Raw genomic sequence first — 24,580 nt, forward strand, 5'->3', positions numbered from 1 at the left:
TTCAACAGAGGGAGGAAACAATTCATGCCAGTATTACACATTAACGATGAATGCGTTCCCTGCTCTGGAATATTGTTTGATAAAGACGGGACATTACTCGATCTATTAGCCACCTGGGGGAATTGGGCGGAGCTTGTGCTGCGCGGACTGGAAGATCAACTAGCGATCATGGGAGCGGGATTTATTGTAGAGCGCAGCAAGGTGCTGGGTACGCAACATGATCCGCAAGGGAAGTTAATAGGGTACGACCCGGCGGGGCCGCTTACTATGGCTACAGAGGAAGAAAGTTACGGTGTACTCGCGTGGCAGCTATATGCAGCAGGAGTTCCTTGGAATGAAGCGCTGACCCGTGTGAAAAGCATAACTAAAAACGCGATGTATGAATTACGCCGACGCCGTATGGCACAGCCTTTAGCGGGACTTCATTCTTTTTTGGAGCAATGCTCTGCGGCATCCCTTAAGCTTGGCGTGGTTACCTCCGACGGGGCAAAGACCACCGGTGAGCATTTGGAATGGCTTAATGTGGCAGGCTATTTTGATTCGGTAGTTACTAGGGACAGGGTAAAAAACGGAAAACCCGCTCCTGAAATGGCTGAATTGGCCTGCCGGGAGCTAGGGCTTTCGCCTGAAGAGACGATTATTATTGGGGACAGTAATGCCGATATGCAATTAGGTAAAGGTGCAGGGCTTCGCCTCGCAATTGGGATTTCCGCCAGTGGTGATGGGGAGCACCTTATAGACGCAGATGTAATCATTTCCGGTTTTAATGAGCTTCGGATCACTTACTGATCAGCTAATAAAAGGAAAGGATGTGCTACTTAGCATGGATCAATTGCAGACACTTGCTTCTTGGATCAAAGAAAGTGACAACATCGTTTTTTTCGGAGGGGCGGGTACGTCGACAGAGAGTGGAATTCCCGATTTCCGCTCCGCAGCTGGATTATATCAAACTCAGCACAATTCACCTTATCCACCTGAAGTGATGCTGAGCCGCACTTTTTTCATGTCCTCACCGGACATTTTTTTTGATTTTTACCGCAGTAAAATGATTCATCCAGAGGCCCGTCCGAATGGTGCGCACCAGCTACTAGCGGAATTGGAACAGCAGGGGAAGCTGAAGGCGGTGATTACGCAAAATATTGACGGCCTGCACCAGCAGGCGGGTAGCCGTAGTGTACTTGAGCTGCATGGTTCGATCCATCGCAACTATTGTATGGACTGCTCACGGTATTACGGGCTGGATCAACTGCTGGAAATGACTGAGATCGTTCCTCGCTGCCCGGAATGTGGCGGAATTATCAAGCCGGATGTGGTTTTATATGAAGAAGAATTGGATCATTCCGTGCTTATGGGCTCTGTCGCAGCGATTGCCTCTGCAGATATGCTTATTATTGGTGGAACCTCGCTAACGGTTCAGCCTGCGGCCAGTTTGGTGACTTATTTCCGGGGCAAACGTACGGTGCTGCTGAACGGAGATCCCACACCTTATGATGACCGGGCGGATCTGCTGATTACAGATCGAATTGGAAAAGTAATGGGCAGTGTCAAGGATCTATTAAGCTAGATGGAAAAAGCTGTCCTTTGGTTTCTCTTGCCAGATTATTATTACGCTCAGAAGTTTAAAGATAAGGTAGGCTCACAACAGCGTGTAATGAGAGGCAGGGATAAGCAATGGTATATGTAGCAGACGATAAACGGTATGACAACATGCGTTATAATCGTTGCGGGAACTCAGGTCTCAAGCTCCCAGCAATCTCATTAGGATTATGGCAGAATTTTGGTGGGATCGATAATTACGAGAACGGCAGAGAAATGATCACTCGTGCTTTTGATCTTGGAATTACCCATTTTGATCTGGCCAATAACTATGGTCCACCCGCTGGTTCAGCAGAAGAGCTGTTCGGTAAAGTTCTTGCTAATGATATGTTTCCTTATCGTGATGAAATAGTGATCTCTACAAAAGCAGGGTATAACATGTGGCCCGGCCCTTATGGCGAATGGGGTTCGCGTAAATATATGCTGGCTAGTCTGGATCAGAGCCTGAAACGGCTAGGCCTAGATTATGTTGATATTTATTACTCTCATCGTCCAGACCCGGAAACACCGCTTGAAGAAACCATGCAGGCACTGGATTATGCGGTACGTTCTGGCAAAGCTTTATATATAGGACTATCCAACTATAATGCGGAGCAGACGGCTGAAGCCCTCAGCATTCTAAAAAGCCTGGGCACACCGCTCTTAATCCATCAGCCTAGTTATTCTATGCTCGATCGTTGGATTGAGGGCGGCTTACAGGATGTACTGGAACAAAGTGGTGTAGGAAGCATCGCTTTTACACCTCTGGCTGAAGGTTTGTTAACCAACAAATACTTGAATGGTATTCCAGAGGGATCAAGGGCTGCCAAGCCGTCTGCCGCCTTGAATGAGAGCCGGATTACACCGGAGGTGCAGCGGAGGATTCGCGCACTTAATCAGCTTGCGGTTTCGCGAGGACAGAGTCTGGCTCAGTTTGCACTGGCTTGGACACTCCGGGGGGGCAAGGTTACTTCTGCCCTAATTGGAGCAAGCAGAGTGGATCAGATTGAAGAGAATATAGCTGCTTTAGCTAAGCCTGATTTCAGTCCAGAGGAGTTAGAGCGGATTGAAACGATTCTAAAGACAGAACTATAGCGTATTGAACACAGTAACAGCCCGGTTCCTTAAGTTAAGGAAGACGGGCTGTTGTTGTAAGGTGGATTTATGAATTAAAGGTCAAACTAACGTTCAGGTTTCTCTGCTTGTCTCGTTGTAGTCATCCGGTAAGCCGTCGGTGACTGGGCACAAAACCGTTTGAATTGGCGAGAGAAGTATAAAGCATCGGTGAGCCCCACGGATGCTGCTACCTGTTCCACGGACAGCTCCGGTCGTTCACGCAGCAGCTGTCTGGACTTTTCAATACGCAGCTTTAGCAAGTAGGTCACCGGAGATAATCCGGTCTCTTGCTTAAATACACGGGACAGGTAGGCTCGATTATAACCCAGCGTATCACACATTTGTTCAATAGAGACCGGGTGCGCATATTGAGAAGCCATATAGTGGATCATTTGCTTCACAGTACGCTTAACCTGTGATTCTGTTCCGGGAAGACGGGAGAAGGAAGAGAGCAAATCAGCTGCCTCGCCGACAATGAGATAGAGATACCCAAGCGAAGTCAGATGGGCACTTTCTTTGTTGGCGTTGAAGGCTTGCATGATGCTGGACAGGGCACCTGGAATGAGGCTTTCACCTGTTGTGGTCACCACGGGTTGTTGTGGTGTGAACCCCGTCTGCAGCACCAGATCGTCAGCTTCGCTGCCAGTAAATGCTGCCCAGCGATAGCACCAGGGCTGATCTTTATCAGAGACGTAACTGACTAATTGTCCCGGATGGATCAAGAAGCAGTCTCCTTTACCCAACTCATATTTATGATGTTCTGTACGGAAAACACCCGAGCCAGATTCTATGAAATGCAGCAAATAATAATCATAGATCTTGGGTCCAGCTTGATGCATGGGCAGTGTCTGACTCTGGCCGGCAAATAGTACATGAAGGTTCTGTTTATCGTAATACACGGGATTGGATCCTACGGAATAAGTATGCTCCATTTGGGACAGCCTTTCTTGTGTTAATGTCATTTAATGGCTTATAGTTTAGAGAGTAACAGTAATATATGTAATTATTATATTATGGGAAGTCACATTTATCCATACATTACACACATGATTGCATTATCAGAGGATGAGTGAATCTATTATAATGAGTACATAAAGAACGCTTTACTAATTCCCACTGGCTGAAGCAGCGAAAGGATGGAGTGGTATTAATGAGCATGCAGGAACTTAACAACAAATTTATTGAAAAATATGGGGTGAGCGAGGAAGAGGCTAAGGTGTTTTATGCACCAGGTCGTGTCAATCTCATCGGAGAGCACTTGGATTATAACGGCGGATATGTACTTCCCGCAGCTTTGGAATTCGGTACAACGCTGATTGTGCGTCCACGTAGTGACAGCAAAGTGAATTTTGCATCGACTAATTTTCCTTACGAAGCTTCTATTGATTATAGCGAAATTGGCAAGTCCAAAACTGGTGAATGGATTGACTATCCGATTGGGGTAATGGTTGAGCTGGATAAGAAAAGCACCCCGGTATCCAAAGGGTACGATCTGCTGTTCCATGGCGATATTCCGAATGGAGCAGGCTTGTCCTCCTCGGCATCTCTTGAAGTCGTTACTGCTTATGCGTTCCTGACTCTCGAAGGCGGCGATACAGACACTGTTGAGATTGCACTTTTGTCCCAGCGTGCGGAGAATCAGTACGTAGGTGTAAACTCCGGAATTATGGATCAGTTCGCAGTTGCTAACGGCAAACGCGATCATGCAATCCTGCTGATGTGCGACACACTTGAGTACAATTTGGTACCATTCATCACAGGTTCATACAAATTGGTTATCGGCAACACGAACAAACGCAGAGGGCTTGTAGATTCCAAGTACAATGAACGTCGTCAGCAGTGTGATGAGGCATTGGCTATTTTGCAAAAAGAAGTGCCTTCGCTAGCTTATCTGGCACAGCTCAATCGTGAACAGTTCGAAGCACATCAAGATAAAATCACAGACGAAATTGTAAGACGCCGCGCTCGCCATGTCGTGGAAGAGAATCAACGCGTGCTGGATTCCGTTGAGGTATTAAAAAACAATGATCTGAAGCAGTTTGGACAGTTCATGAATGATTCGCATGCGTCCTTGCGCGATTTGTATGAAGTTAGCTGTGCAGAGCTTGATATTATGGTTGAAGAAGCTGGACGTATCCCAGGTACACTCGGTTCCCGTATGACTGGCGCGGGTTTCGGAGGTTGTACAGTATCTTTGGTACATGAAGATGATATAGAACGTTTCATTCGTGAAGTTGGTGAAGCCTATACCACAAGATCTGGTTTGGTTGGCGAGTTCTACGTTTGCGGCATCGGTAATGGTGTCCAAGAATTGAAGGGAGTGTAATCAGATGGCGATTTTAGTAACAGGTGGAGCAGGGTATATTGGGTCTCATACTGTAGCGGAGCTGCTGGATCGTGGCGAAGAAGTGGTGGTCATCGACAATCTGCTAACAGGGCATCGTGAGGCGTTGCTGGGTGGCAAGCTGTACGAAGGTGATCTGCGTGATAAAGAACTGCTGGGTAAGCTGTTCGCTGAAAATGAGATTGAAGCGGTTATCCATTTTGCCGCAAGCTCGCTGGTCGGAGAAAGCATGAAGGACCCTGTAAAATATTACGACAACAATGTATATGGTACACAGTGTCTTTTGGAAGCTATGCAAAAAGCTGGCGTAAACAAGATCGTATTCTCGTCCACAGCTGCAACCTACGGCGAACCGGAAAAGGTGCCGATTGAAGAAACAGATCGCACTGAACCGGCCAATGTGTATGGAGAAACTAAGCTGACCATGGAACGGATGATGGCTTGGTTTGATAAAGTACTGGGCATCAAATATGTAGCATTGCGTTACTTCAATGCAGCTGGCGCACATGCCAGTGGCAAAATCGGTGAAGACCATCGTCCAGAAAGTCATTTGGTGCCGCTGGTATTGCAAACGGCTTTGAAGCAACGTGACAGTATCGCTGTTTTCGGAGATGACTATCCTACAGAAGACGGTACTTGTGTGCGCGACTACATCCATGTCAGCGATCTGGCTGACGCCCATGTCCGTGCGGTAACTTACCTGCGCAGCGGAAGCAGCAGCAATATTTTCAACCTGGGCAATGGACTTGGATTCTCGGTAAAACAGGTGATTGAAACGGCGAAGAAGGTTACTGGACTTGAAATTCCTGTAGTCATTCAAGAACGCCGTGCCGGCGATCCTGCTGTGCTGGTAGCTTCCTCCGACAAAGCGCGTAGCGTCCTTGGATGGAACCCGCAGCATGCAGATTTGGAAGATATCATTCAAAGTGCATGGAACTGGCACTCTGCCAATCCGCAAGGATACGGAGAATAAGGGACTTTAGGTTAGCTTATCTTGAACTTGAGACCCTACTTAAGGAGAATTAAAATGCACAACGAGAATAAGATTACGCCTGCTGGCCAGAAAGCATTACATGCGATTGAGCAGATTGTTCTGTTCGCACTGCGCCAGCAGCTTATAGCTCCATCCGATGAAGATTATAGCCGTAATGTGCTGCTCGAACAGTTTGGTTTCAGTGAGCCGCTTGTAGGTGACATCGATCAAAGTGCATTGGAAGGGCCGCAGGCTCCACTCGATGCACTGATTGATTATGGTTTTGAAATCGGATTGATCCCAGAGAATAGTGACACTTACCGTGACTTGCTGGACGCCAAGATTATGGGACTTCTCATGGCCCGTCCTTCGGATGTAAATGCTGAATTCTATAGTCTGACTGCTGAAAAAGGCATCTCCGCGGCTACAGACCGTTTTTATAAATTGAGCATTGATTCGAACTATATTCGGATGGATCGGATCTCCAAGAATGTCTACTGGCTGCAGGATTCGCCGTACGGAGACATTGAAATGACGATCAATTTGTCCAAGCCTGAGAAAAATCCGAAGGAAATTGCGATGGCTCGGCTGCTCCCGCCGCCAGTCTATCCGAAATGTCTGCTGTGCCGTGAGAATGTAGGTTATGCCGGACGGATCAATCATCCGCCGCGCCAGAACCTGCGTATCATTCCGCTTAACCTGAATAATGAAAAATGGTTCTTCCAATACTCGCCATATGTTTATTACAATGAGCACTGCATTGTATTCCATCATGATCATGTGCCAATGAAGCTTACCAAGGATACCTTGAAGCGGCTGCTTAGCTTCGTGGAATCATTTCCGCATTATTTTATTGGCTCAAATGCAGACTTGCCGATTGTTGGCGGCTCTATTCTGACGCATGACCATTTTCAGGGCGGACGCCACACGTTCCCGATTCAAAAAGCGCCTAAGGAAGATACATTTACACATGCTTCTTATCCGGGTGTCAGCATTAATATCGTAAAATGGCCGATGTCCGTATTGCGCTTAAATGGTGAAGATCCTGCGGTTCTACTGGAATGCGGAAATGCGCTTTATGAAGCTTGGAAAGCCTACAGCGATCCAGAGGCGGAAGTGCTAGCCTTTAGTGAGGTTGACGGTGAAGTACAACCTCATAATACCGTTACTCCTATCGTCCGCCGGACCGAGGACGGCAGCTTCGAGATGGATCTTGTGCTGCGGAATAACCGGACTAATGAGCAATATCCTGAAGGGATTTTTCATCCGCACCGGGAAATGCATCATATCAAGAAAGAAAACATCGGCTTGATTGAAGTTATGGGACTGGCGATTCTGCCAGGCCGTTTGAAGGAAGAACTTGATTCCATCGCAGGTATTCTTGCAGGAGATCAAGCGCTGTTAGAAGCGGTGAAGAATGACCCTAGTCATTCTCTTGCGCAGCATGCGGCTTGGATTCAGGAGCTGGTGGAGCGATTCGGAACTGCACTGCAACACGAGGAAGCGCTCAAGATTGTGCAGAACGAAGTTGGCATCAAGTTTACGCATATTCTTGAACACGCTGGCGTTTACAAACGGACTCCAGAAGGTCAAGCGGCTTTCCGCCGTTTTGTAACTAGCTTCGGTGCTTTGTAGTAAGTGAATTTAGATTTAAGGATGTCCTCAAGCCTATGGGCTTGGGGCATCTTTTTTTATTCGGAATGACGAAATCCAGCCACCTAATTTGAATGCGGGTAATCAGAGGTTTATAATACGAAGGAGTAAGACATTATGAATTAACTACTGGAGGTTTACACATATGCGTAAATTTGAATTTTATAATCCTACCAAGCTGATTTTTGGACAGGGTACCCTTGAAGCCTTGAAGACGGAGGTTCCTAAGTACGGTAAAAATGTGCTTTTGATGTACGGTGGTGGCAGTATCAAGCGCAGTGGTTTGTACGATAAAGTAGTTGCTGAGCTGAGTTCAATAGGCGCTACAGTGACTGAACTCTCTGGAGTAGAACCCAATCCACGTCTTTCCACAGTACATAAAGGCGTAGAGCTGTGCCGGGAGCATAATATTGACCTTGTTCTCGCAGTAGGGGGCGGAAGCGTATTGGACTGCGCAAAAGCTGTTGCTGTTGGAGCCAAATATGATGGTGATATGTGGGACTTTGTAGAGCGTAAAGCAGCGGCCCAAGACGCGCTTCCACTGGGCACAGTGCTGACAATGGCTGCTACGGGATCTGAAATGAATAACGGCTCTGTAATCACAAACGAGGTTACTAAGGAAAAAATGGGCTGGGGCAGCGTGCATGCCTACCCGGCATTTTCGATTCTTGATCCAGAGAACACTTTTTCTCTGCCACGTGATCAGACCGTTTATGGCATGGTGGATATCATGTCACATGTTCTGGAGCACTATTTCCATACAGACGGCAATACACCGGTACAAGACGGTTTCTGTGAAACTTTGCTGCGCACTGTAATTGAAACCGCGCCGAAGCTTATCGAAGATCTGAATAACTACGAGCTGCGTGAGACCATCATGTACTGCGGTACGATGGCGCTTAACGGAATGGTCAGCATGGGTTTTGCCGGAGATTGGGCGACTCATAATATCGAGCATGCAGTATCGGCTGTATACGATATTCCGCATGGCGGAGGTTTGGCGATTTTGTTCCCGCAATGGATGAAATATAACCTCAGCACAAACCCTGCACGTTTTCGCAAGCTTGCGGTAAATGTGTTTGGAGTTGATCCTGCTGGCAAGACTGATGAAGAAATCGGGTTGGAGGGTATCGAGGCTCTGCGTAATTTCTGGGATTCCATCGGTGCGCCGAAGACACTTGGTGATTATGATATTGATGACAGCGAGATCGGCAGTATGGCTGACAAGGCTGTTCGTTTCGGAGCGTTTGGTAATTTCCGCAAGCTTGAGCGTGAAGATGTAGTTGAAATTTATAAAATGGCTTTGTAAGTAACTCTTCTACGGAAAGAGACCATTTGTCTTTATTCAAGAAGCCGCAATAGAATGTCAAAGAAGCGGATCCTCCGTTAATGGAGGATCCGCTTTTTTGTGTTTATGGTCTAGTGTGACTTGCTCCTCTTGCACAACTTCACTCGCCCACGTCCCAAGTTCCGCTACCGCCGACTGCGCCTCCTATGCTTCTGACCGTAAACTCCGCTGCCGCTGCCCGCGCTGCCGCTGCCGCTGCCCGCGCCTCCGCTGCCGCTGACTGATACCCATTGCCGCTGATCGCACCTCATCAATCACTGTTCGCACCCGTAATCTAATCCGTCGACCGTCCTCGGGAGTCTTACGGACCCAGCTGACGTTATCTGCGAATTTCCAGCGTTTTGAGCAAGTTTTCGGACACCAGAGACACTATTGCTTCGAAATGGTCTTATATTTGTTGTTTTTCATGCCAATAGAGACTATGCGGTCCGATAGCATAACAAATGTCGGAAAAATCGGCGAATAGGGTCTGTTGAGTCCGATGGGCCGAGGCGCGTAAGCAGCATAGCCTCTTCATACGCGCGAGAGTGTTACCTAACCAACTAGGGTTTGTATGATCCCCACACGACTGATTCCTCTACCAATACACGCCTACCCTACGGACCCAGCTGACGTTATATGCGAATTTTCAGCCTTTTGGGCAAGTTTTCGGACACCAGAGACACTATTGCTTCGAAATGGCCTTATATTTGCTGGTTTTCATGCGAATAGAGACTATGCGGTCCGATAGCATAACAAATGTCGGAAAAATCGGCGAATAGGGTCTGCTGAGTCCGATGGGCCGAGGCGCGTAAGCAGCATAGCCTCTTCATACGCGCGAGAGTGTTACTCAACCAACTAGTGTTTGTGAGATCTCCTCACGACTGATTCTTCTTCCAATATACGCCCTACCTACGGACCCAGCTGACGTTATTTACGAATTTTCAGCCTTTTGAGCAAGTTTTCGGACACCAGAGACACTACAAATTTTGCTGTTTAGATTAAGTAACTTTCCAACAAAAATCAGCGCCTCAGCAACTATTGGACGGCTTTGGGACAACCCCATCGTATGTAATAAAACAGTGTCAATGTGCGCATGCTTATCCTCTGAATGGAACTTATTTGGGTGAATATCCAAAGATTGTGAAACCAAGGACCTACTTTGTACGTTTAATGTAATATGACAGTCCTGATTGAAGACAGGAGGAAACAAAAATGCAAACGCTGTATTTAGGCTGCTTGGCGCTAGGCGTCATATTTGCCATAGTCAGCGTCCTGGTGGGCGATGTGATCGGAGATGCCTTGCATGGGGCCTTTGATTTCGTATCTGTAGATTTTCTGAATCCCACCGTGCTGGCAGGAGGAATAACCGTGTTCGGCGGAGCGGGCATTCTTCTAACCCGGTACAGCGCTCTGGAAGCTGGGGCGATCATTGCTTTGTCTTTGTTAGCCGCCGCTTTTTTGGGAGTACTTATGTATCTAGGGGTGGTTAAGCCCATGGAAAAAAGCGAAATGTCCAATGGTTTCTCAATGAGTGATCTGCCTGGTAAGATCGGGGAAATCACAATTCCTGTTCCCGCCACTGGTTATGGTGAGATTATGGTAAAGTTTGGCGCCGGCAATAGCCTGCATACGGCAGCAAGCTTTGATCATGAGCTGCTTCCGGCAGGGATTAAAGTTGTTGTAGTGGAGGTTAGAGAAGGCGTTGCATTGGTGTCAGAATTCGAAAAGAGAAGAGGAGTGGATCTTTAATGTTCGGTATTCCTGAGTATTTGTTAGTCCCTGCTGTTGTCGTTGCTGTTTTGTTTGTGCTAGGTATCGCATTCTGGGCACGTTACAAAACGGTTGGACCCGATGAAGGGATGATCGTAACGGGGTCGTTCTTAGGGAAAAATCATATTTCAGACGATGGTTCTGGTCGTAAAATAAAGATTGTACGCGGGGGCGGTGCCTTTATACTCCCAGTCTTTCAGAAGGCTGAATTTATGTCGCTTCTTTCTCATAAACTCGATGTGACGACCCCGGAAGTATACACCGAACAAGGGGTTCCGGTTATTGCCGACGGCGTAGCGATCATTAAAGTGGGTAGCTCAACGGAAGATGTGGCGACAGCTGCTGAGCAATTTATGGGCAAACCGATTGAAGCACTGAAGAGCGAAGCACAAGAAGTTCTTGAAGGTCATCTGCGGGCCATTCTCGGTTCGATGACCGTTGAGGAAGTATATCGTAACCGTGACCGCTTTGCGCAAGAGGTTCAAGGCGTGGCGGCACGTGATCTTAAGAAAATGGGTCTGCAAATTGTTTCCTTTACCATCAAGGATGTGCGAGACAAACATGGATATCTAGAGGCACTGGGTAAACCGCGGATAGCTGCTGTGAAGCGGGATGCAGAGATCGCTGAAGCAGAAGCAGTGCGGGATGCGAGAATTCAAAAGGCAAACGCAGAAGAGCAAGGGCAAAAAGCTGAGCTGCTGCGGGATACGAATATTGCCGAAGCCTCCAAGGAAAACCAGCTTAAGGTGGCTGCGTTTAAACGGGATCAGGATACAGCGAAAGCGGAAGCCGACCAGGCTTATCATATTCAAGAGGCACGTGCAAAGCAGACCGTTGTTGAAGAACAGATGAAGGTTGAGCTGGTACGTAAGGAACGTGAAATCGATTTGCAAGCCAAAGAAATTCAAGTTCGCGAGAAGCAGTATGATGCTGAAGTGAAGAAAAAAGCAGAAGCGGATCGTTATGCAGTAGAACAAGCGGCGGAAGCCGATAAGGCGAAGAGAATGCGTGAGGCAGATGCCTTGCAATATAGTATTGAAACGCAAGCAAAAGCGACATCTGAGCAGAAGCGTCTTGAAGGTCAAGCGATGGCGGATGCAGAGCTGGCTAAAGGTACAGCGGATGCTGAGGTTATCCGGTTGCGCGGTCTAGCGGAAGCAGAAGCCAAAGAGAAACTGGCGGAAGCTTTCCAGAAATTCGGCGAAGCAGCGGTGCTCGACATCATCGTCAAAATGCTGCCTGATTTGGCTGGCCAAATTGCGAAGCCGCTGGCATCTATTGATAAACTTACCGTTGTAGATACCGGTAATGGGGAAGGTGCAGCCCGGGTCAGCAATTATGTGACTCAGCTAATGTCCACCGCTCCAGAGATGCTGAAGAGCGTCTCAGGGATTGATGTAGAGGCACTGATCAAGAGGCTGACTACTAAAGCTTCCGGAAGCAAAGGAGCATCAGTTACACCAACCGCAGCAGTTGCCCCTGCAACTTATATTCAGCCATCAGTAACATCCAGTGCAGCCAGCGAGACTTTAACTTCTCTGCCTGAACAAAAGGAAAAATAGTTTAATGCAAATTATATTGATTTAATTTACTTAAGGTATGACTGGCAAAGCTGCTGGTCATACCTTAATCTTTATGTGTTGATCTAAAACAGACAACATGATAAACAGCTCGTGCGTATACAGGTGATTTTTGGTGAAGGCTTATAGCTTATCGAAATACCATGGGAATTATTGTATAAATGGACATCGTCGCTTTCACTGGTGTTTAAAGATTTTTTCAGGTAAAATAAAAGCCTTTAAGGCTGTTCACTCTGATCTACTAGCTTAGTAAGGACACAGAGTGTTCTTCTAATATGCAATTCTTGGTGTTATGATGGTAGCAAAGCTTGTATTTATCGTACGATTTCTTATTGCGAATGCTGCTGGAAGTTAGGTGTTTAGAAATAAAAGAGGTGTCAAAAATGAGTAGCATAACAGTGGCGAAGGTGTTAAATAACAACGTTATCATTGCCCAGCATCCTCAATATTCTGAGGTTGTAGTTATCGGTAAAGGGATAGGGTTTAACCGCAAGCTGCGTGATCAGATTAATCTATCCTCTGTGGAGAAGATGTTTATTCTTCGTAGCCAGGAGGAGCAGGAACAATATAAACAGCTTCTTCCCCAAGTGGATGAGAAGTTGATTGAGGTCGTTCAAGAAATAGTATTACATATTATGCATTGTAGCCGTCAGCCGCTTAATGAGCATATTCACATTGCACTTACCGACCATATTTCTTTTGCTATCCGTCGTTTTGAACAAGATATCCCAATTCATAATCCATTTTTGTATGAAACTAAGGAGATTTATCCTGAGGAATATAAGATGGCAGAATATGCGATTGGACGGATCAATGAGGCTATGGGCGTGGAATTGCCGGTGGATGAGATAGGTTTTGTGGCTCTTCATATTGTCAGCGCACTTAGTAATAGGCAAATTTCCGAGGTTAGACAACATTCTCTCTTGATTGGAGAGCTGGTTGGGTTAGTCGAGAATTATCTGGACTATCGAATCCCACGGGATTCACTTGATTACTCAAGACTGGTAACCCATCTGCGATTTGTTCTAGAAAGATTACGCCGTGGAGAGGCGGTACAAGAGACCTCAACCCTGGATGGACTCATGAAACGGGAGTATCCTGAGATGTATTCGTTGGCTTGGAAATTAACAAAAATTATCGAACAGCGTGTGCGAATTCCCGTGTATCAAGCTGAGGTAAGTTATTTGACGATTCACCTGCAGCGTATTGCCCAGAAAAAAGTGGACGAACAAGATATGGACAAGAATGGTGAAGCTCCTTAAAGTGCAAAAGTTGTAACAAATCATGGTTTCAAAAAAAACGCTTGCTACTTAAAAAAAACGATGCTACAATGTTCACTGTCATCAACAAAACAGAATATCGAGCGTGTAACTGATTCGATCAGGCATGAGTGAATTACAGTATTTTGGTTGTTAACCCCCTTCTTGGGGCAATCTAACGATAGCGTTAGATTACAACTTCTATACTGTGTTGCTCATGCCTTTTTTGGCATCTGTTTTAGTGAAATTAATGAAAGGAGTAACCTAAATGTTTAAAAAGTTGTTTGGTGTTTTACAAAGAGTTGGTAAAGCTCTGATGCTTCCAGTAGCTATTCTGCCTGCGGCAGGTTTGCTTCTTGGAATAGGAAACATGCTGGTAAACCCAGACTTCCTGCAATATGTTCCAGCACTGGAGAACCATGTTGTTCAGGCTGTTGCCAACGTATTGATGAATTCAGGACAAATTGTATTTGATAATCTAGCCTTACTCTTCGCGGTGGGGGTTGCGATAGGTTTAGCCGGGGGTGAAGGTGTTGCGGGTCTAGCTGCCATTATCGGTTTCCTCGTAATGAACATTACGATGGGTACAGTTATTGGTGTTAATGATTACGTTCTAAGCCAAGGCGACTTCTCGTATGCCAGCGTATTAGGGATTCCAACACTGCAAACAGGGGTGTTTGGAGGTATACTCGTCGGTATATTGGCTTCGGCCATGTACAAGCGATTCTTCAAAATTGAGCTTCCTTCTTACCTAGGTTTCTTCGCAGGTAAACGTTTCGTACCGATTATGACGGCGGTAACAGCTCTAATCTTGGGCTTGTTACTGACAATAGTATGGCCACCTATTCAACATGGTCTGAACTATGTGTCACAAAGTATGATTGATACGAACAAAACGCTTGCAGCGTTTATCTTCGGAACGATCGAACGTTCGCTCATTCCTTTTGGACTGCATCACATTTTCTACTCTCCATTCTGGTATGAATTTGGTACCTACGTTGATAAAGCTGGAGAATTGGTACGTGGTGACCAACGGATCTTCATGCAGCAGCTTCGCGATGGAGTAGACTTCACAGCAGGGACATTTACTACGGGTAAATATCCATTCATGATGTTTGGTCTTCCAGCAGCGGCTTTGGCTATCTATCATGAAGCTAAACCACAGAATAAAAAGATCGTCGGAAGTTTGATGATTTCCGCGGCATTGACATCGTTCTTGACAGGGATTACTGAGCCGCTCGAATTCTCGTTCCTATTCGTGGCTCCATTGCTGTTCGCTGTACATGCTGTGTTTGCAGGTCTGTCCTTTATGACTATGCATATTCTTGATGTTAAAATCGGGATGACATTCTCGGGTGGTTTTATCGATTTTGTGCTCTTCGGTATTATCCCGAACCGTACAGCTTGGTGGCTGGTTATTCCGGTAGGTCTGGCCCTTGCCTTAATTTATTACTTCGGCTTCCGGTTTGTAATTCGGAAATTCAATCTTATGACACCGGGTCGTGAAGAAGATACGAATGAAGAAGAAGAAGTGAATACGGAGTCTGTCTCCAGAGCCGGTGATGATCTACCGCGGAACATTTTGTCCGCTCTAGGTGGTAAAGAAAACATCACTCATCTAGATGCTTGTATTACCCGCCTTCGTGTTGAAGTTAAAGATAAGGCAGGCGTAGACAAGAACCGTCTTAAGAAACTTGGTGCATCAGGTGTGCTGGAAGTGGGTAATAACGTTCAAGCGATTTTTGGCACACGTTCAGATACGATTAAATCGCAGATTCAAGATGTGATTAACGGAAAGACACCTGCGGCTTCAGCAGCTCCAGTAGTGGTTACTCCAGAGCCAGAAGAAGAACAACAGGCAGGTGAAGCTGGTGAAGCGATTATCAAGGAAGATATCGTATCTCCAGTAAACGGTGAATTGTTGGATATCACAGAGGTGCCAGATCCAGTATTCTCCCAAAAAATGACGGGCGATGGCTTCGCGTTCCTATCCGAAGATGGGAAGATTGCTTCACCGGTTTACGGTAAGGTATTTAACGTGTTCCCGAGCAAACATGCCATCGGTATTATGTCTGACGGAGGCAAGGAAGTGCTCGTTCATATTGGGGTTAATACGGTTAAGCTTAAAGGTCAAGGCTTCACGGTATTAGTTGAAGAAGGCGATCTTGTAGCGGCTGGGCAACCGATTATGGAAGTGGATTTAGAGTATGTAAAAGCACATGCACCTTCTGTAATCTCACCTGTTATTTTCTCGAATTTACCAGAAGGCTCTTCTGTAACATTGAAGAAGCCGGGTAAGGTTTCTATAGGAGACCAAGACATCATTACGATTCAGTAAAAGTGCAAGGGCCGATGCTTCCTTGTTCATACAAGGAAGCGAAGCTTTCACTATAAATTTAAAATACTCTAATAACAGAAAGCGAGTTGGATAATATTATGCAAAAAACATTCAGAATTGTCGATGAAGATGGAATTCACGCACGTCCAGCAACTGCCTTGGTAAATACAGCAACAAAATTCAAAGGTACAGAAGCATTTGCAGAAGCTAAAGGTAAAAAAGTAACTTTGAAATCCATTCTTGGCGTATTGTCATTGGGTCTTGAAGCTGGAGATACTTTGTCTTTGATTACTGAAGGAAGCGAAGAAGCAGAAGCTTTGAACGCTCTTCAAGAAGTAATGATTAAAGAAGGGCTAGGGGAAATCCATGAATAAGATTTCAGGAATCGCGGCTTCAGCAGGGATTGCAGTAGCCCGTGCTTTTATCCTGAAACATCCGGATTATACGATTACGAAGACAGGTATCAGTGATACTGAAGCAGAAGTCGCTAAGTTGAATGATGCACTCGCCAAATCAAGAGTGGAGCTGCAAACGATTAAAGAGCGTACTTTGGCAGAGCTGGGAGAGAAAAAGGCTGAGATTTTCGAATCACATCTGCTTATTCTTGATGACCCAGAGCTGATCAATCCCGTAATTGATAAAATCCGTGAGGAATCGGTTAACGCGGACTATGCGCTAAACGAAGTGGCTACACAATTTATTGAAATGTTCGAAAATATGAAGAGTGCCTATCTGCAGGAACGTGCAGCTGACATGCGTGATGTTACCAAGCGTTTGCTGAACCACCTGCTGGGCATTCATTATGTAAGTCCTGCAGAAATCAGTGAAGAAGTAATCGTGATTGCTCAAGATCTAACACCATCGGATACAGCACAGCTTAATCGTAAGTTCGTTAAAGGCTTCACAACGAACATTGGTGGACGGACTTCCCACTCTGCGATTATGGCACGTTCTTTGGAAATTCCAGCGGTTGTTGGAACTAAAACGGTTCTGTCCGAAGTGAATTCTGGCGATTTGGTGATTGTCGATGGTCTGAATGGGGACGTTCTGATCAATCCTAGCGAAGCTGAAGTGGCAGAGTACACTCGCAAGCAGGAAGCTTACGACTTGCAAATCGCAGAATGGAAGAAACTTCGCGACGAACCAACAGTATCAGCAGACGGTAAACATGTTGAGCTAGCTGCCAATATTGGTACACCAAATGATGTGAATGGTGTAATTGAGAATGGTGGCGAAGGTGTAGGTCTGTACCGCACTGAGTTCCTTTACATGGGTCGCGATAAGCTGCCTTCTGAGGAAATCCAATATAACGCCTACCGTACTGTACTTGAGAACATGAAGGGTAAGCCGGTAGTCGTACGTACCCTGGATATCGGTGGCGATAAAGAGCTGCCTTATCTGGACCTTCCGAAGGAAATGAATCCTTTCCTTGGTTTCCGTGCGATCCGTCTGTGCTTGGATCGTCAGGATATTTTCCGTACTCAACTACGCGCATTACTAAGAGCAAGTGTTCACGGGGATCTTCGCATTATGTTCCCTATGATAGCTACGCTTGGTGAATTCCGTGCTGCGCGTGATCTTTTGCTCGAAGAGAAAGCTAAGCTTCGGGAAGAAGGTAAGGAAGTATCAGACAACATTCAGCTCGGCATAATGGTTGAGATTCCATCAACTGCTGTACTGGCTGACCAGTTTGCTAAGGAAGTTGATTTCTTCAGTATCGGTACGAATGATCTTATTCAATATACAATGGCTGCTGACCGTATGAATGAACAGGTATCTTACCTGTATCAGCCTTACAATCCAGCCATCCTGCGTTTGGTCAAAAATGTAATTGATGCAGCCCATGCAGAAGGTAAATGGACAGGGATGTGTGGTGAAATGGCTGGTGACGCAACAGCTATTCCGCTGCTACTGGGTCTTGGTCTTGACGAATTCAGCATGAGTGCAACTTCCATTCTGCCAGCGCGCAGTCAAATTTCTAAATTGTCGGCTGCCGACATGAAGGATTTGGCTGCAAAAGCTTTGCAGCTTGGCACGGCTGAAGAAGTAGCTGCACTTGTTCAAAGTATCGCTAAGTAACTTTTTACGCATGCATTAATCCGTTTTAGCGTTCTACTGTTTTTCCAACTACTATTGCCGACTTCCGATGGCTGGAGGTCGGCTTTTTTATGTTTTTTAACTTATAATTTTCTATAATTCGACCTCATTTCCTGTTCACTGTTTATTTTCTTTATTGCGCAGATGTCTATACCGATAGTATTAGTAATGAGCATAAAGTCGATAAGGAACCCAAACCTATAAATATGTCGTACATATAATAGTAAGGATCCATAGAAAGTTTATACTCCATTTGCCGACTTGCAGCGCTGTGCAAGTATTAATATGTAATGAATTGGTAATATATGGACTTATAAGCAACCCTACAGGTTAGGTGGGGAGCCATAGGATGGTGTTAATTCATGAGTAAAAATTATATAAATGCAGAATTGATGATGGAAGTCTATGAGGGTAAGGATTTAGGCTTGACGTATTCAACGGAGTACAGTGTCTTTAAAGTCTGGGCACCTACGGCTCTTGCTGTGTCCCTTGTCCTGTACGAAACAGGTGGTTATCGACTGAATGCTGAGTCACATAAGAGTGTTGTGGACAGTGGTCGGATTGTATATATGCAGCGTAGTAATGGCGGAGTCTGGCAGACCAAGTTATCAGGTGATCTAAAAGGGAAATATTATATGTACCGTGCTGTTTTTGCAGATGGTAATGTGACAGAAGCAGTAGATCCTTATGCAACAGCCGTATCAGCTAATGGTTTAAGATCGGCAATCGTTAATTTGCAGGATACGAATCCAGAACATTGGGATCAGGATGTAGCGCCTCCGTTACAGCATCCTGCCGACGCAGTGATTTATGAACTGCATGTTCGTGACTTTTCCTCACATGAGAGCTCTGGTATGTATTATAAGGGTAAATTCAAAGCATTTACCGAATTTGGATTAAAGGATCCGGCAGGAAATACAGTGGGGATTGATCATCTGGCTGAATTAGGGATTACCCATGTTCATCTGATGCCGGTATTTGATTTTCAGACCGTGGATGAGCTGAAGGTGGTTAATCGGGGTTCCTCCATAGCTAATGTGGACTACAATTGGGGGTATGATCCCCAGCATTATAATGTACCTGAAGGATCTTACAGCACCGATCCTGCCAATCCTGGCTTGCGGATCCGTGAATTTAAAGAGATGGTGCAGGCCTTGCACAGCCGCGGGATCGCGGTAATTATGGATGTCGTTTACAACCACACTTATGCTGTGGAGAATGGACCTTTTGAGCCGCTTGTCCCAGATTATTTCTATCGCCGCGATTTTATGGGACGTTTGTCGAATGGCTCCGGGGTTGGCAATGAGCTGGCTACAGAACGTCCGATGGTCCGTAAATTTATTAAAGACTCCCTATCTTATTGGGCTGCGGAATATCATATCGATGGTTTCCGGTTTGATCTGATGGGTCTGATGGACAGTGTTACCATGCGGGAGATTACGGAAGAGCTCCGTCTAGAAGTGAATCCGAATCTGTTGCTTTACGGTGAACCTTGGACGGGTGGAGATTCTCCGCTGGCCACTAAAACGCTAAAAGGTGTACAACGGGGCAAGGGTTATGCTGTCTTCAACGATAACTTTCGTTCAGCGATCAAAGGGGATAGTGATGGCTTCGGAAGAGGGTTCGTGACAGGCGAATACGGCAAAGAAGGTGCTATTGCAGCCGGAATTAAAGGAGCAATTCATGAGTTTACGGACTCGCCTGTGGAATCTGTGAACTATGTAACTGCCCATGATAATTTGAATTTATGGGATAAGTTGCTTATCGTTCAAGGGGGGAGCCAGAAAGCTGATTTTCCGGTAATCGCCAACATGGATAACGAGGATCTGGAAGATGCAGTGGCCCTTGCCAATCCATACGTGAATGTAGATCCGGAGAACATTCTCGGTAATGAAACTGTACGTCGTTCCTTGCTTGCTAACGGAATTATTCTGACATCGCAAGGGATACCTTTCCTGCATGCTGGAGATGAGCTCCTGCGCAGTAAATTTGGAGATCATAACAGCTACCGCAGCGGTGACGCGATCAACTCGATCCGCTGGAATATGAAAAGCGTATTTAAGCCCGTATTTCAATATTATAAAGGCCTGATCGAGCTGCGGCGTACACATCCGGCATTTCGTCTGCATGGCCGCCAGGAAATTGAACGTTCGTTGGAATTTCTGCGATGTGATGGCGGAATAGTATCGTATCTGCTTAGAGGCCATGCAGGAGGCGATCTTTGGAACAATATAACCGTTATCTTCAATGCTAATAATGATCGAATGACGGTGGCTCTTCCTGAGATTTCTAACGGGTGGAGTATAGTAGTAGACCATACCCATGCAGGTACAGAAGCCCTCCGCAGGATCGAAGGCAATGAGGTAGAGGTGGAAGGGTTGTCGATGATGGTCCTTTATGATGAATGTGGTGAGCCAGCCCCACGCTCTAAAATCATCGAAATACACTATGAACGCCCTGATCAGAATTACCAAGGCTGGAATCTTTGGGTTTGGGATACAGGAATCCAGGATGGACAATGCGATTTCCGATATATGGAGAACGGGCGTGCAGTAGCCCGCATCGAAGTGCTGCCAGATACCCAATCCATCGGATATATTTTGCGGCTTAATGATTGGGAAGAAAAAGATGGAGACGGAGACCGCTTCATTGATTGTTCTACGAATGGAGAGTTAACCAAGGTCTTAGTTCGGGATCGTGATCAGGAGATTGATGGAATTTCAGAGGATCATCTTCGGTTAAGCAGTTAGTGGCAATACAAAAAAAGCTGTTTCAGGGTTGATTGTATCCTGAGACAGCTTTTTATTTGGTTTTATGGTTTTACAATGGTCTGGTCAGCAAACTCTTCGTCCACAAGCTCATAGTAAAGATTGGCTTTATTGCCACCATGGTCTTTGGAGCGGTACATCGCCAAATCGGCGGCACGCAGCAGTTCATTGATACTGCTTCCATGTTCAGGAAATAAAGCTACTCCGATACTCGCGGAGGTGTGGAAGCTGGACCCGTTATCAACAGACCAAGACTTATTGAACAGTTTAAGTAACCGCTGCAGCGTTTCATCAAGCATCTCTGGAGAAGTGAATCGATGCAGTACAACTGCGAATTCATCTCCGCCGATCCGGAAGGCCTGACCTATTCCTTTGACTGTATGCTGAAGTTCACGGGAGAGCAGCTGAAGAAATTCGTCTCCAGCCAGATGGCCTAAGGTATCATTTAGCTGCTTGAATCTGTCACAATCCAGCAGGGCCAGTGCAATTTTTTGCTTCCGTTCTTCGGGTTGTGTGATAAGGTTCTCCATATACATTTTGAAATGAGCCCTGTTGGGAATCGCTGTTAAATGATCATAGAAGGCTAGCTTATGTAGTCGTTCTTCGTATTGTTTTCGCTGGGTAATTTCTCGAGATAACAGCATGAATTGTGCTGGGAATTTACGGCTGCCGAGAACAGGTGACACCTTAGTTTCAAGCCATACCCATTGGCCTTCTGCTCCGCGCATGCGCAGTTCTGAAATGCGCGGGGTTCCCTGAACCACGCTCTTTAATTTAGCCCAGGCAATCTCCGGTTCACGTATGTAGTTGGATAACGGATCTCCTTTTTTAGGCACATAGCCTAGAATACTGGAGTGTGAGGGGGAAGCGTATAGAATCAACCCGTTAGGATCCGTCAAAATAATGAAATCAGACATGGTTTCACCGATTAGCTGATAAAGTGTTTGTTCTTCCAGCATTTCATTCTGGAGCCAGATGATTTTGCGTCCAAGGTAAATAATGACCAGGAGAAACACAAGTAAGAGGAGCGAATATAGGGAGAACAAAGCGCTTTTTTTATCCTTAAAACCGTCCGTTACTTGCAAGGCGTAGTTGCCAATCAAGTCCTCTGCTTGATCGAGATGTGCTCTAGCTTCATTGAATTGCGAGTTTAGGGTGAGCGCAGAATATGAATCCGGATTCCAGCTACTCTTCGTCCGTTCCGTTATTAGCGTATGCCCTGAATTTTTCCACATGACAATGGTAGTTTCGAAGGAGTGCAGCTCGTTTTTTAATTCGGAAAGGATAATTACACTTTGTTTCATATCACTGTAAGGTTTTTTTATAGCGTTGATATTTGCTCTTGCTAGACTTATTCGTTCCTGCGCTTGAAGATTATTATCTATAAACTCCTTAGTGAACTGTTCACCTTCTGCGGCTGTTAGGTTTGGACCCATTGCGATTTGCAAGGCTACAGCAGCTTGATGCAGATCACGATCGGCGCTTAGTATGAGCTTAGAGTTCTGATATATATCATCATAAAGAGAATCTGACAATCTATTAATAGTGTGATTTAAATAGAGTAGCGAGGACACGCTGATCCCGACCAGAAGGACGGAGATTGCAGCGAAGACATAGAATAGTTTGCGTGTTACCTTGAATTCGAAGAACCCTGCCACAGTCATCTTCTCCCTGTATAAGATGATTAAGTAAATCTATTGCTGCTTAAGTAGAACCTGCAGAAGTCAATCTATGGTCAGGCGTAATTTAACTCAGTCACTGATGTTTGAAGGTGCTTTTGGGAATAAAAGAGGTGTTGTATACATAGTGGGAAAACATAGGAAAGTGTACGTGTGAGTAAATGGTAGTTTCTAGTATATCAAGTATATAGGACGTGCTGCTTATAGAGCAATCTTTACTCATAATAATCCAAAAGACAAAATTTAAAGTTTAATGTATGGGCCTATTGAATTATCTATATTCAAACCGATGGATCCTATTACCCCACTCGACCATAAATGATACGGCTTACAGCTGCTGAAAAAAACTGCCCTTAGTCATAATGACTACAGGAAAGCTAATCATTCATTATTCGTTACGCAGTGCGTGAATGGGGTGAAGTCGTGCGGCTTTGTTCGCAGGCATCATTCCAAAAATCACGCCTGCCCGCCCCGATGCCAATCCAGCTTGTCAAAACGACAGATTTTGCATATAATAAAGAGACATATCTCTTGTAGTAAGAGATACCTGACAATTAGCATGAATTGTGAAATGCAGTGATGGAGAAGAGTACACAGTGCCTGACTTACAGGGAGGAGACGCCGCGGATTGAGAGCGTTTCTAAGAAGCAGAGCTGTCGAAGTTCACTCCGGAGCAGTTCCCTGAATTCCTTAAGCTGTCTAATAGGGAAGGGTAGGGGATACCGGTCACAGACCGTTATTTCTGTATAAAGTGAGATAGGTATCTGTCCAGCCAAAAGAGGGAATGAAGCTCTTAAGGGGAACAGATCAGCTTGTCTAACAAGGGTGGTACCACGGTCTTTTCGTCCCTTACCGGGAGGAAAGGCCTTTTTTTGTTGAACTAGACAATGATTGAAGGGGGCTGTACACGGCCATGAAAGAGAAGTTGGAAGCATTGAAGGTTGAAGCGCTGGCTAAGCTGCAGGAGGTTATGGATCCGCAGGTACTAAATGATTTAAGAGTGAAGTATCTCGGTAAAAAAGGTGAGCTTACAGAGGTTCTGCGCGGTATGGGAGGACTTAGTGCTGAGGAGCGTCCGGTAATCGGGCAAGTGGCGAATCAGGTTCGCAGTGCTATTGAGGAGATTATCGGCGCGAAGCAGGAGGCTTTTCAAGAGCAGGAAACCCAGCAACGTTTGCAGGCTGAAAAAGTAGACGTAACCTTACCGGGTCGCCGTTTACAGCAAGGGGGCATTCACCCGCTTAGCAGAGTCGTACAGGAGATTGAGGATATTTTTACCGGCATGGGCTACCGTGTAGCTGAAGGTCCGGAAGTGGAGACCGATTATTATAACTTTGAAGCTCTAAATCTGCCTAAGAATCACCCGGCACGTGATATGCAGGATTCTTTCTATTTAACAGATGACCTGCTAATGCGCACTCAAACCTCGCCAGTACAGATTCGTACTATGCAGGCTATGAACGGTGAAGCTCCTGTTAAAATCATCTGTCCGGGTAAAGTATTCCGCCGTGATGATGATGATGCAACGCATTCCTTCCAGTTCCACCAAATCGAAGGTTTGGTCATTGGAAGTAACATTCGAATGAGTGATCTGAAGGGCACCCTGCAACAATTTGTGCAGGAGATGTTTGGACCGAATACAGGCATTCGTCTTCGTCCGAGCTTTTTCCCATTCACGGAGCCAAGTGTTGAAGTAGACGTAAGCTGCTTCAAATGTGGTGGCGATGGCTGCAGACTATGCAAGCAAAGTGGATGGTTAGAAATCCTTGGCGCAGGTATGGTACACCCGAATGTACTGAAAATGGGTGGCTATGATCCTGCTGAATACAGCGGCTTCGCCTTCGGAATGGGTGTAGAGCGGATTGCAATGCTTAAATACGGCATCGATGACATCCGTCATTTCTATAGTAATGATATGAGTTTTGTGAAGCAGTTCAAGGGCGTTTAGTTATTGTGGTGCGCTGGCTGATAGTGGCTGGAGAATGGGTTTTGGAGCATCTGATTTCCTTGTAGGGACCGTCCTTAATAGTGTGTAGCTGAAATTGAGTGCACTTCATCCGTTCTCCCACAGGAAGCAGCACGAACGACAGTGAAATAA

18 protein-coding genes and 1 other annotated feature are annotated in these 24,580 nt (G+C 45.8%); of the genes, 15 read left to right on the plus strand and 3 right to left on the minus strand.

Going from position 1 to position 24,580, the window contains the following annotated elements; all coding sequences use genetic code 11:
• Positions 1 to 24: 24 nt before the first annotated feature.
• The 3 genes from NYE35_RS08295 (at position 25) to mgrA (ending at position 2,670) form a co-directional block, all read left to right on the plus strand.
• The gene (locus NYE35_RS08295; RefSeq protein WP_036680986.1) at positions 25 to 789 is read left to right on the plus strand and encodes an HAD family hydrolase; all 765 of its coding nucleotides are present in this window, start codon (positions 25 to 27) and stop codon (positions 787 to 789) included.
• A gap of 34 nt (positions 790 to 823) precedes the next feature.
• Complete coding sequence (locus NYE35_RS08300; protein ID WP_076104932.1) at positions 824 to 1,564, plus strand: NAD-dependent protein deacylase; 741 nt, start codon at positions 824 to 826, stop codon at positions 1,562 to 1,564.
• 107 nt (positions 1,565 to 1,671) lie between these two features.
• Complete coding sequence (gene mgrA, locus NYE35_RS08305) at positions 1,672 to 2,670, plus strand: L-glyceraldehyde 3-phosphate reductase (RefSeq protein ID WP_036680989.1); 999 nt, start codon at positions 1,672 to 1,674, stop codon at positions 2,668 to 2,670.
• 86 nt (positions 2,671 to 2,756) lie between these two features.
• On the opposite strand, the gene NYE35_RS08310 is transcribed toward mgrA, so the two are convergent.
• Positions 2,757 to 3,623 carry an AraC family transcriptional regulator gene (locus NYE35_RS08310; protein ID WP_036680991.1) on the minus strand — a complete coding sequence of 289 codons (867 nt, stop codon included), beginning with the start codon at positions 3,621 to 3,623 and terminating at the stop codon, positions 2,757 to 2,759.
• Between the two features lie 218 nt (positions 3,624 to 3,841).
• Here NYE35_RS08310 and NYE35_RS08315 point away from each other — a divergent pair, with 218 nt between their 5' ends.
• The 4 genes from NYE35_RS08315 to NYE35_RS08330 all read left to right on the plus strand — a co-directional run bounded on the left by NYE35_RS08315 (position 3,842) and on the right by NYE35_RS08330 (position 8,970).
• Complete coding sequence (locus NYE35_RS08315) at positions 3,842 to 5,017, plus strand: galactokinase (protein WP_036680992.1); 1,176 nt, start codon at positions 3,842 to 3,844, stop codon at positions 5,015 to 5,017.
• 4 nt (positions 5,018 to 5,021) lie between these two features.
• Positions 5,022 to 6,008, plus strand: coding sequence for a UDP-glucose 4-epimerase GalE (gene galE / locus NYE35_RS08320; protein ID WP_036680993.1), 987 nt, complete (start codon positions 5,022 to 5,024; stop codon positions 6,006 to 6,008).
• A gap of 54 nt (positions 6,009 to 6,062) precedes the next feature.
• Positions 6,063 to 7,643, plus strand: a complete 1,581-nt coding sequence (locus NYE35_RS08325; RefSeq protein WP_341120648.1) for a UDP-glucose--hexose-1-phosphate uridylyltransferase — start codon at positions 6,063 to 6,065, stop codon at positions 7,641 to 7,643.
• 163 nt (positions 7,644 to 7,806) lie between these two features.
• Positions 7,807 to 8,970 carry an iron-containing alcohol dehydrogenase gene (locus NYE35_RS08330; protein ID WP_036680996.1) on the plus strand — a complete coding sequence of 388 codons (1,164 nt, stop codon included), beginning with the start codon at positions 7,807 to 7,809 and terminating at the stop codon, positions 8,968 to 8,970.
• Between the two features lie 164 nt (positions 8,971 to 9,134).
• On the opposite strand, the gene NYE35_RS08335 is transcribed toward NYE35_RS08330, so the two are convergent.
• Entirely contained in the window at positions 9,135 to 9,263 is a 129-nt protein-coding gene (locus tag NYE35_RS08335) for a hypothetical protein (RefSeq protein WP_341120650.1), read from the minus strand.
• Between the two features lie 940 nt (positions 9,264 to 10,203).
• On the opposite strand from NYE35_RS08335, the gene NYE35_RS08340 reads away from it, so the two are divergent.
• The 7 genes from NYE35_RS08340 (at position 10,204) to pulA (ending at position 20,785) form a co-directional block, all read left to right on the plus strand.
• Positions 10,204 to 10,740, plus strand: coding sequence for a hypothetical protein (locus NYE35_RS08340; RefSeq protein WP_036683577.1), 537 nt, complete (start codon positions 10,204 to 10,206; stop codon positions 10,738 to 10,740).
• Positions 10,740 to 12,323, plus strand: a complete 1,584-nt coding sequence (locus tag NYE35_RS08345) for a flotillin family protein (RefSeq protein ID WP_341120652.1) — start codon at positions 10,740 to 10,742, stop codon at positions 12,321 to 12,323. Before NYE35_RS08340 ends, NYE35_RS08345 begins: the two co-directional genes overlap by 1 nt.
• A gap of 401 nt (positions 12,324 to 12,724) precedes the next feature.
• On the plus strand, positions 12,725 to 13,603 hold the full coding sequence (glcT, locus tag NYE35_RS08350) for a glucose PTS transporter transcription antiterminator GlcT (RefSeq protein ID WP_076126370.1): 879 nt from the start codon (positions 12,725 to 12,727) through the stop codon (positions 13,601 to 13,603).
• Between the two features lie 265 nt (positions 13,604 to 13,868).
• Positions 13,869 to 15,938 (plus strand): glucose-specific PTS transporter subunit IIBC, encoded by a 2,070-nt coding sequence (gene ptsG, locus NYE35_RS08355; protein WP_036683572.1) that lies wholly within the window; start codon positions 13,869 to 13,871, stop codon positions 15,936 to 15,938.
• Positions 15,939 to 16,036: 98 nt separating this feature from the next.
• A complete protein-coding gene (locus NYE35_RS08360; RefSeq protein WP_036683569.1) occupies positions 16,037 to 16,312 on the plus strand; it encodes an HPr family phosphocarrier protein in 276 nt (91 codons plus the stop codon).
• Positions 16,305 to 18,017 (plus strand): phosphoenolpyruvate--protein phosphotransferase, encoded by a 1,713-nt coding sequence (gene ptsP, locus NYE35_RS08365; RefSeq protein ID WP_036683566.1) that lies wholly within the window; start codon positions 16,305 to 16,307, stop codon positions 18,015 to 18,017. The genes NYE35_RS08360 and ptsP overlap by 8 nt, the downstream gene beginning before the upstream one ends.
• A gap of 380 nt (positions 18,018 to 18,397) precedes the next feature.
• Positions 18,398 to 20,785 (plus strand): type I pullulanase, encoded by a 2,388-nt coding sequence (pulA, locus tag NYE35_RS08370; protein ID WP_341120654.1) that lies wholly within the window; start codon positions 18,398 to 18,400, stop codon positions 20,783 to 20,785.
• Positions 20,786 to 20,847: 62 nt separating this feature from the next.
• Here pulA and NYE35_RS08375 read toward each other — a convergent pair whose 3' ends face one another.
• Entirely contained in the window at positions 20,848 to 22,461 is a 1,614-nt protein-coding gene (locus NYE35_RS08375; RefSeq protein ID WP_038569530.1) for a sensor domain-containing diguanylate cyclase, read from the minus strand.
• 588 nt (positions 22,462 to 23,049) lie between these two features.
• Positions 23,050 to 23,335 (plus strand) — a binding site (T-box leader).
• 60 nt (positions 23,336 to 23,395) lie between these two features.
• On the opposite strand from NYE35_RS08375, the gene pheS reads away from it, so the two are divergent.
• Positions 23,396 to 24,430 carry a phenylalanine--tRNA ligase subunit alpha gene (gene pheS, locus NYE35_RS08380; protein ID WP_036683561.1) on the plus strand — a complete coding sequence of 345 codons (1,035 nt, stop codon included), beginning with the start codon at positions 23,396 to 23,398 and terminating at the stop codon, positions 24,428 to 24,430.
• The last annotated feature ends 150 nt before the right edge of the window (positions 24,431 to 24,580 follow it).

This window comes from Paenibacillus sp. FSL L8-0494, assembly GCF_038003695.1.
Classification (GTDB): Bacteria; Bacillota; Bacilli; order Paenibacillales; family Paenibacillaceae; genus Paenibacillus_AQ; species Paenibacillus_AQ odorifer.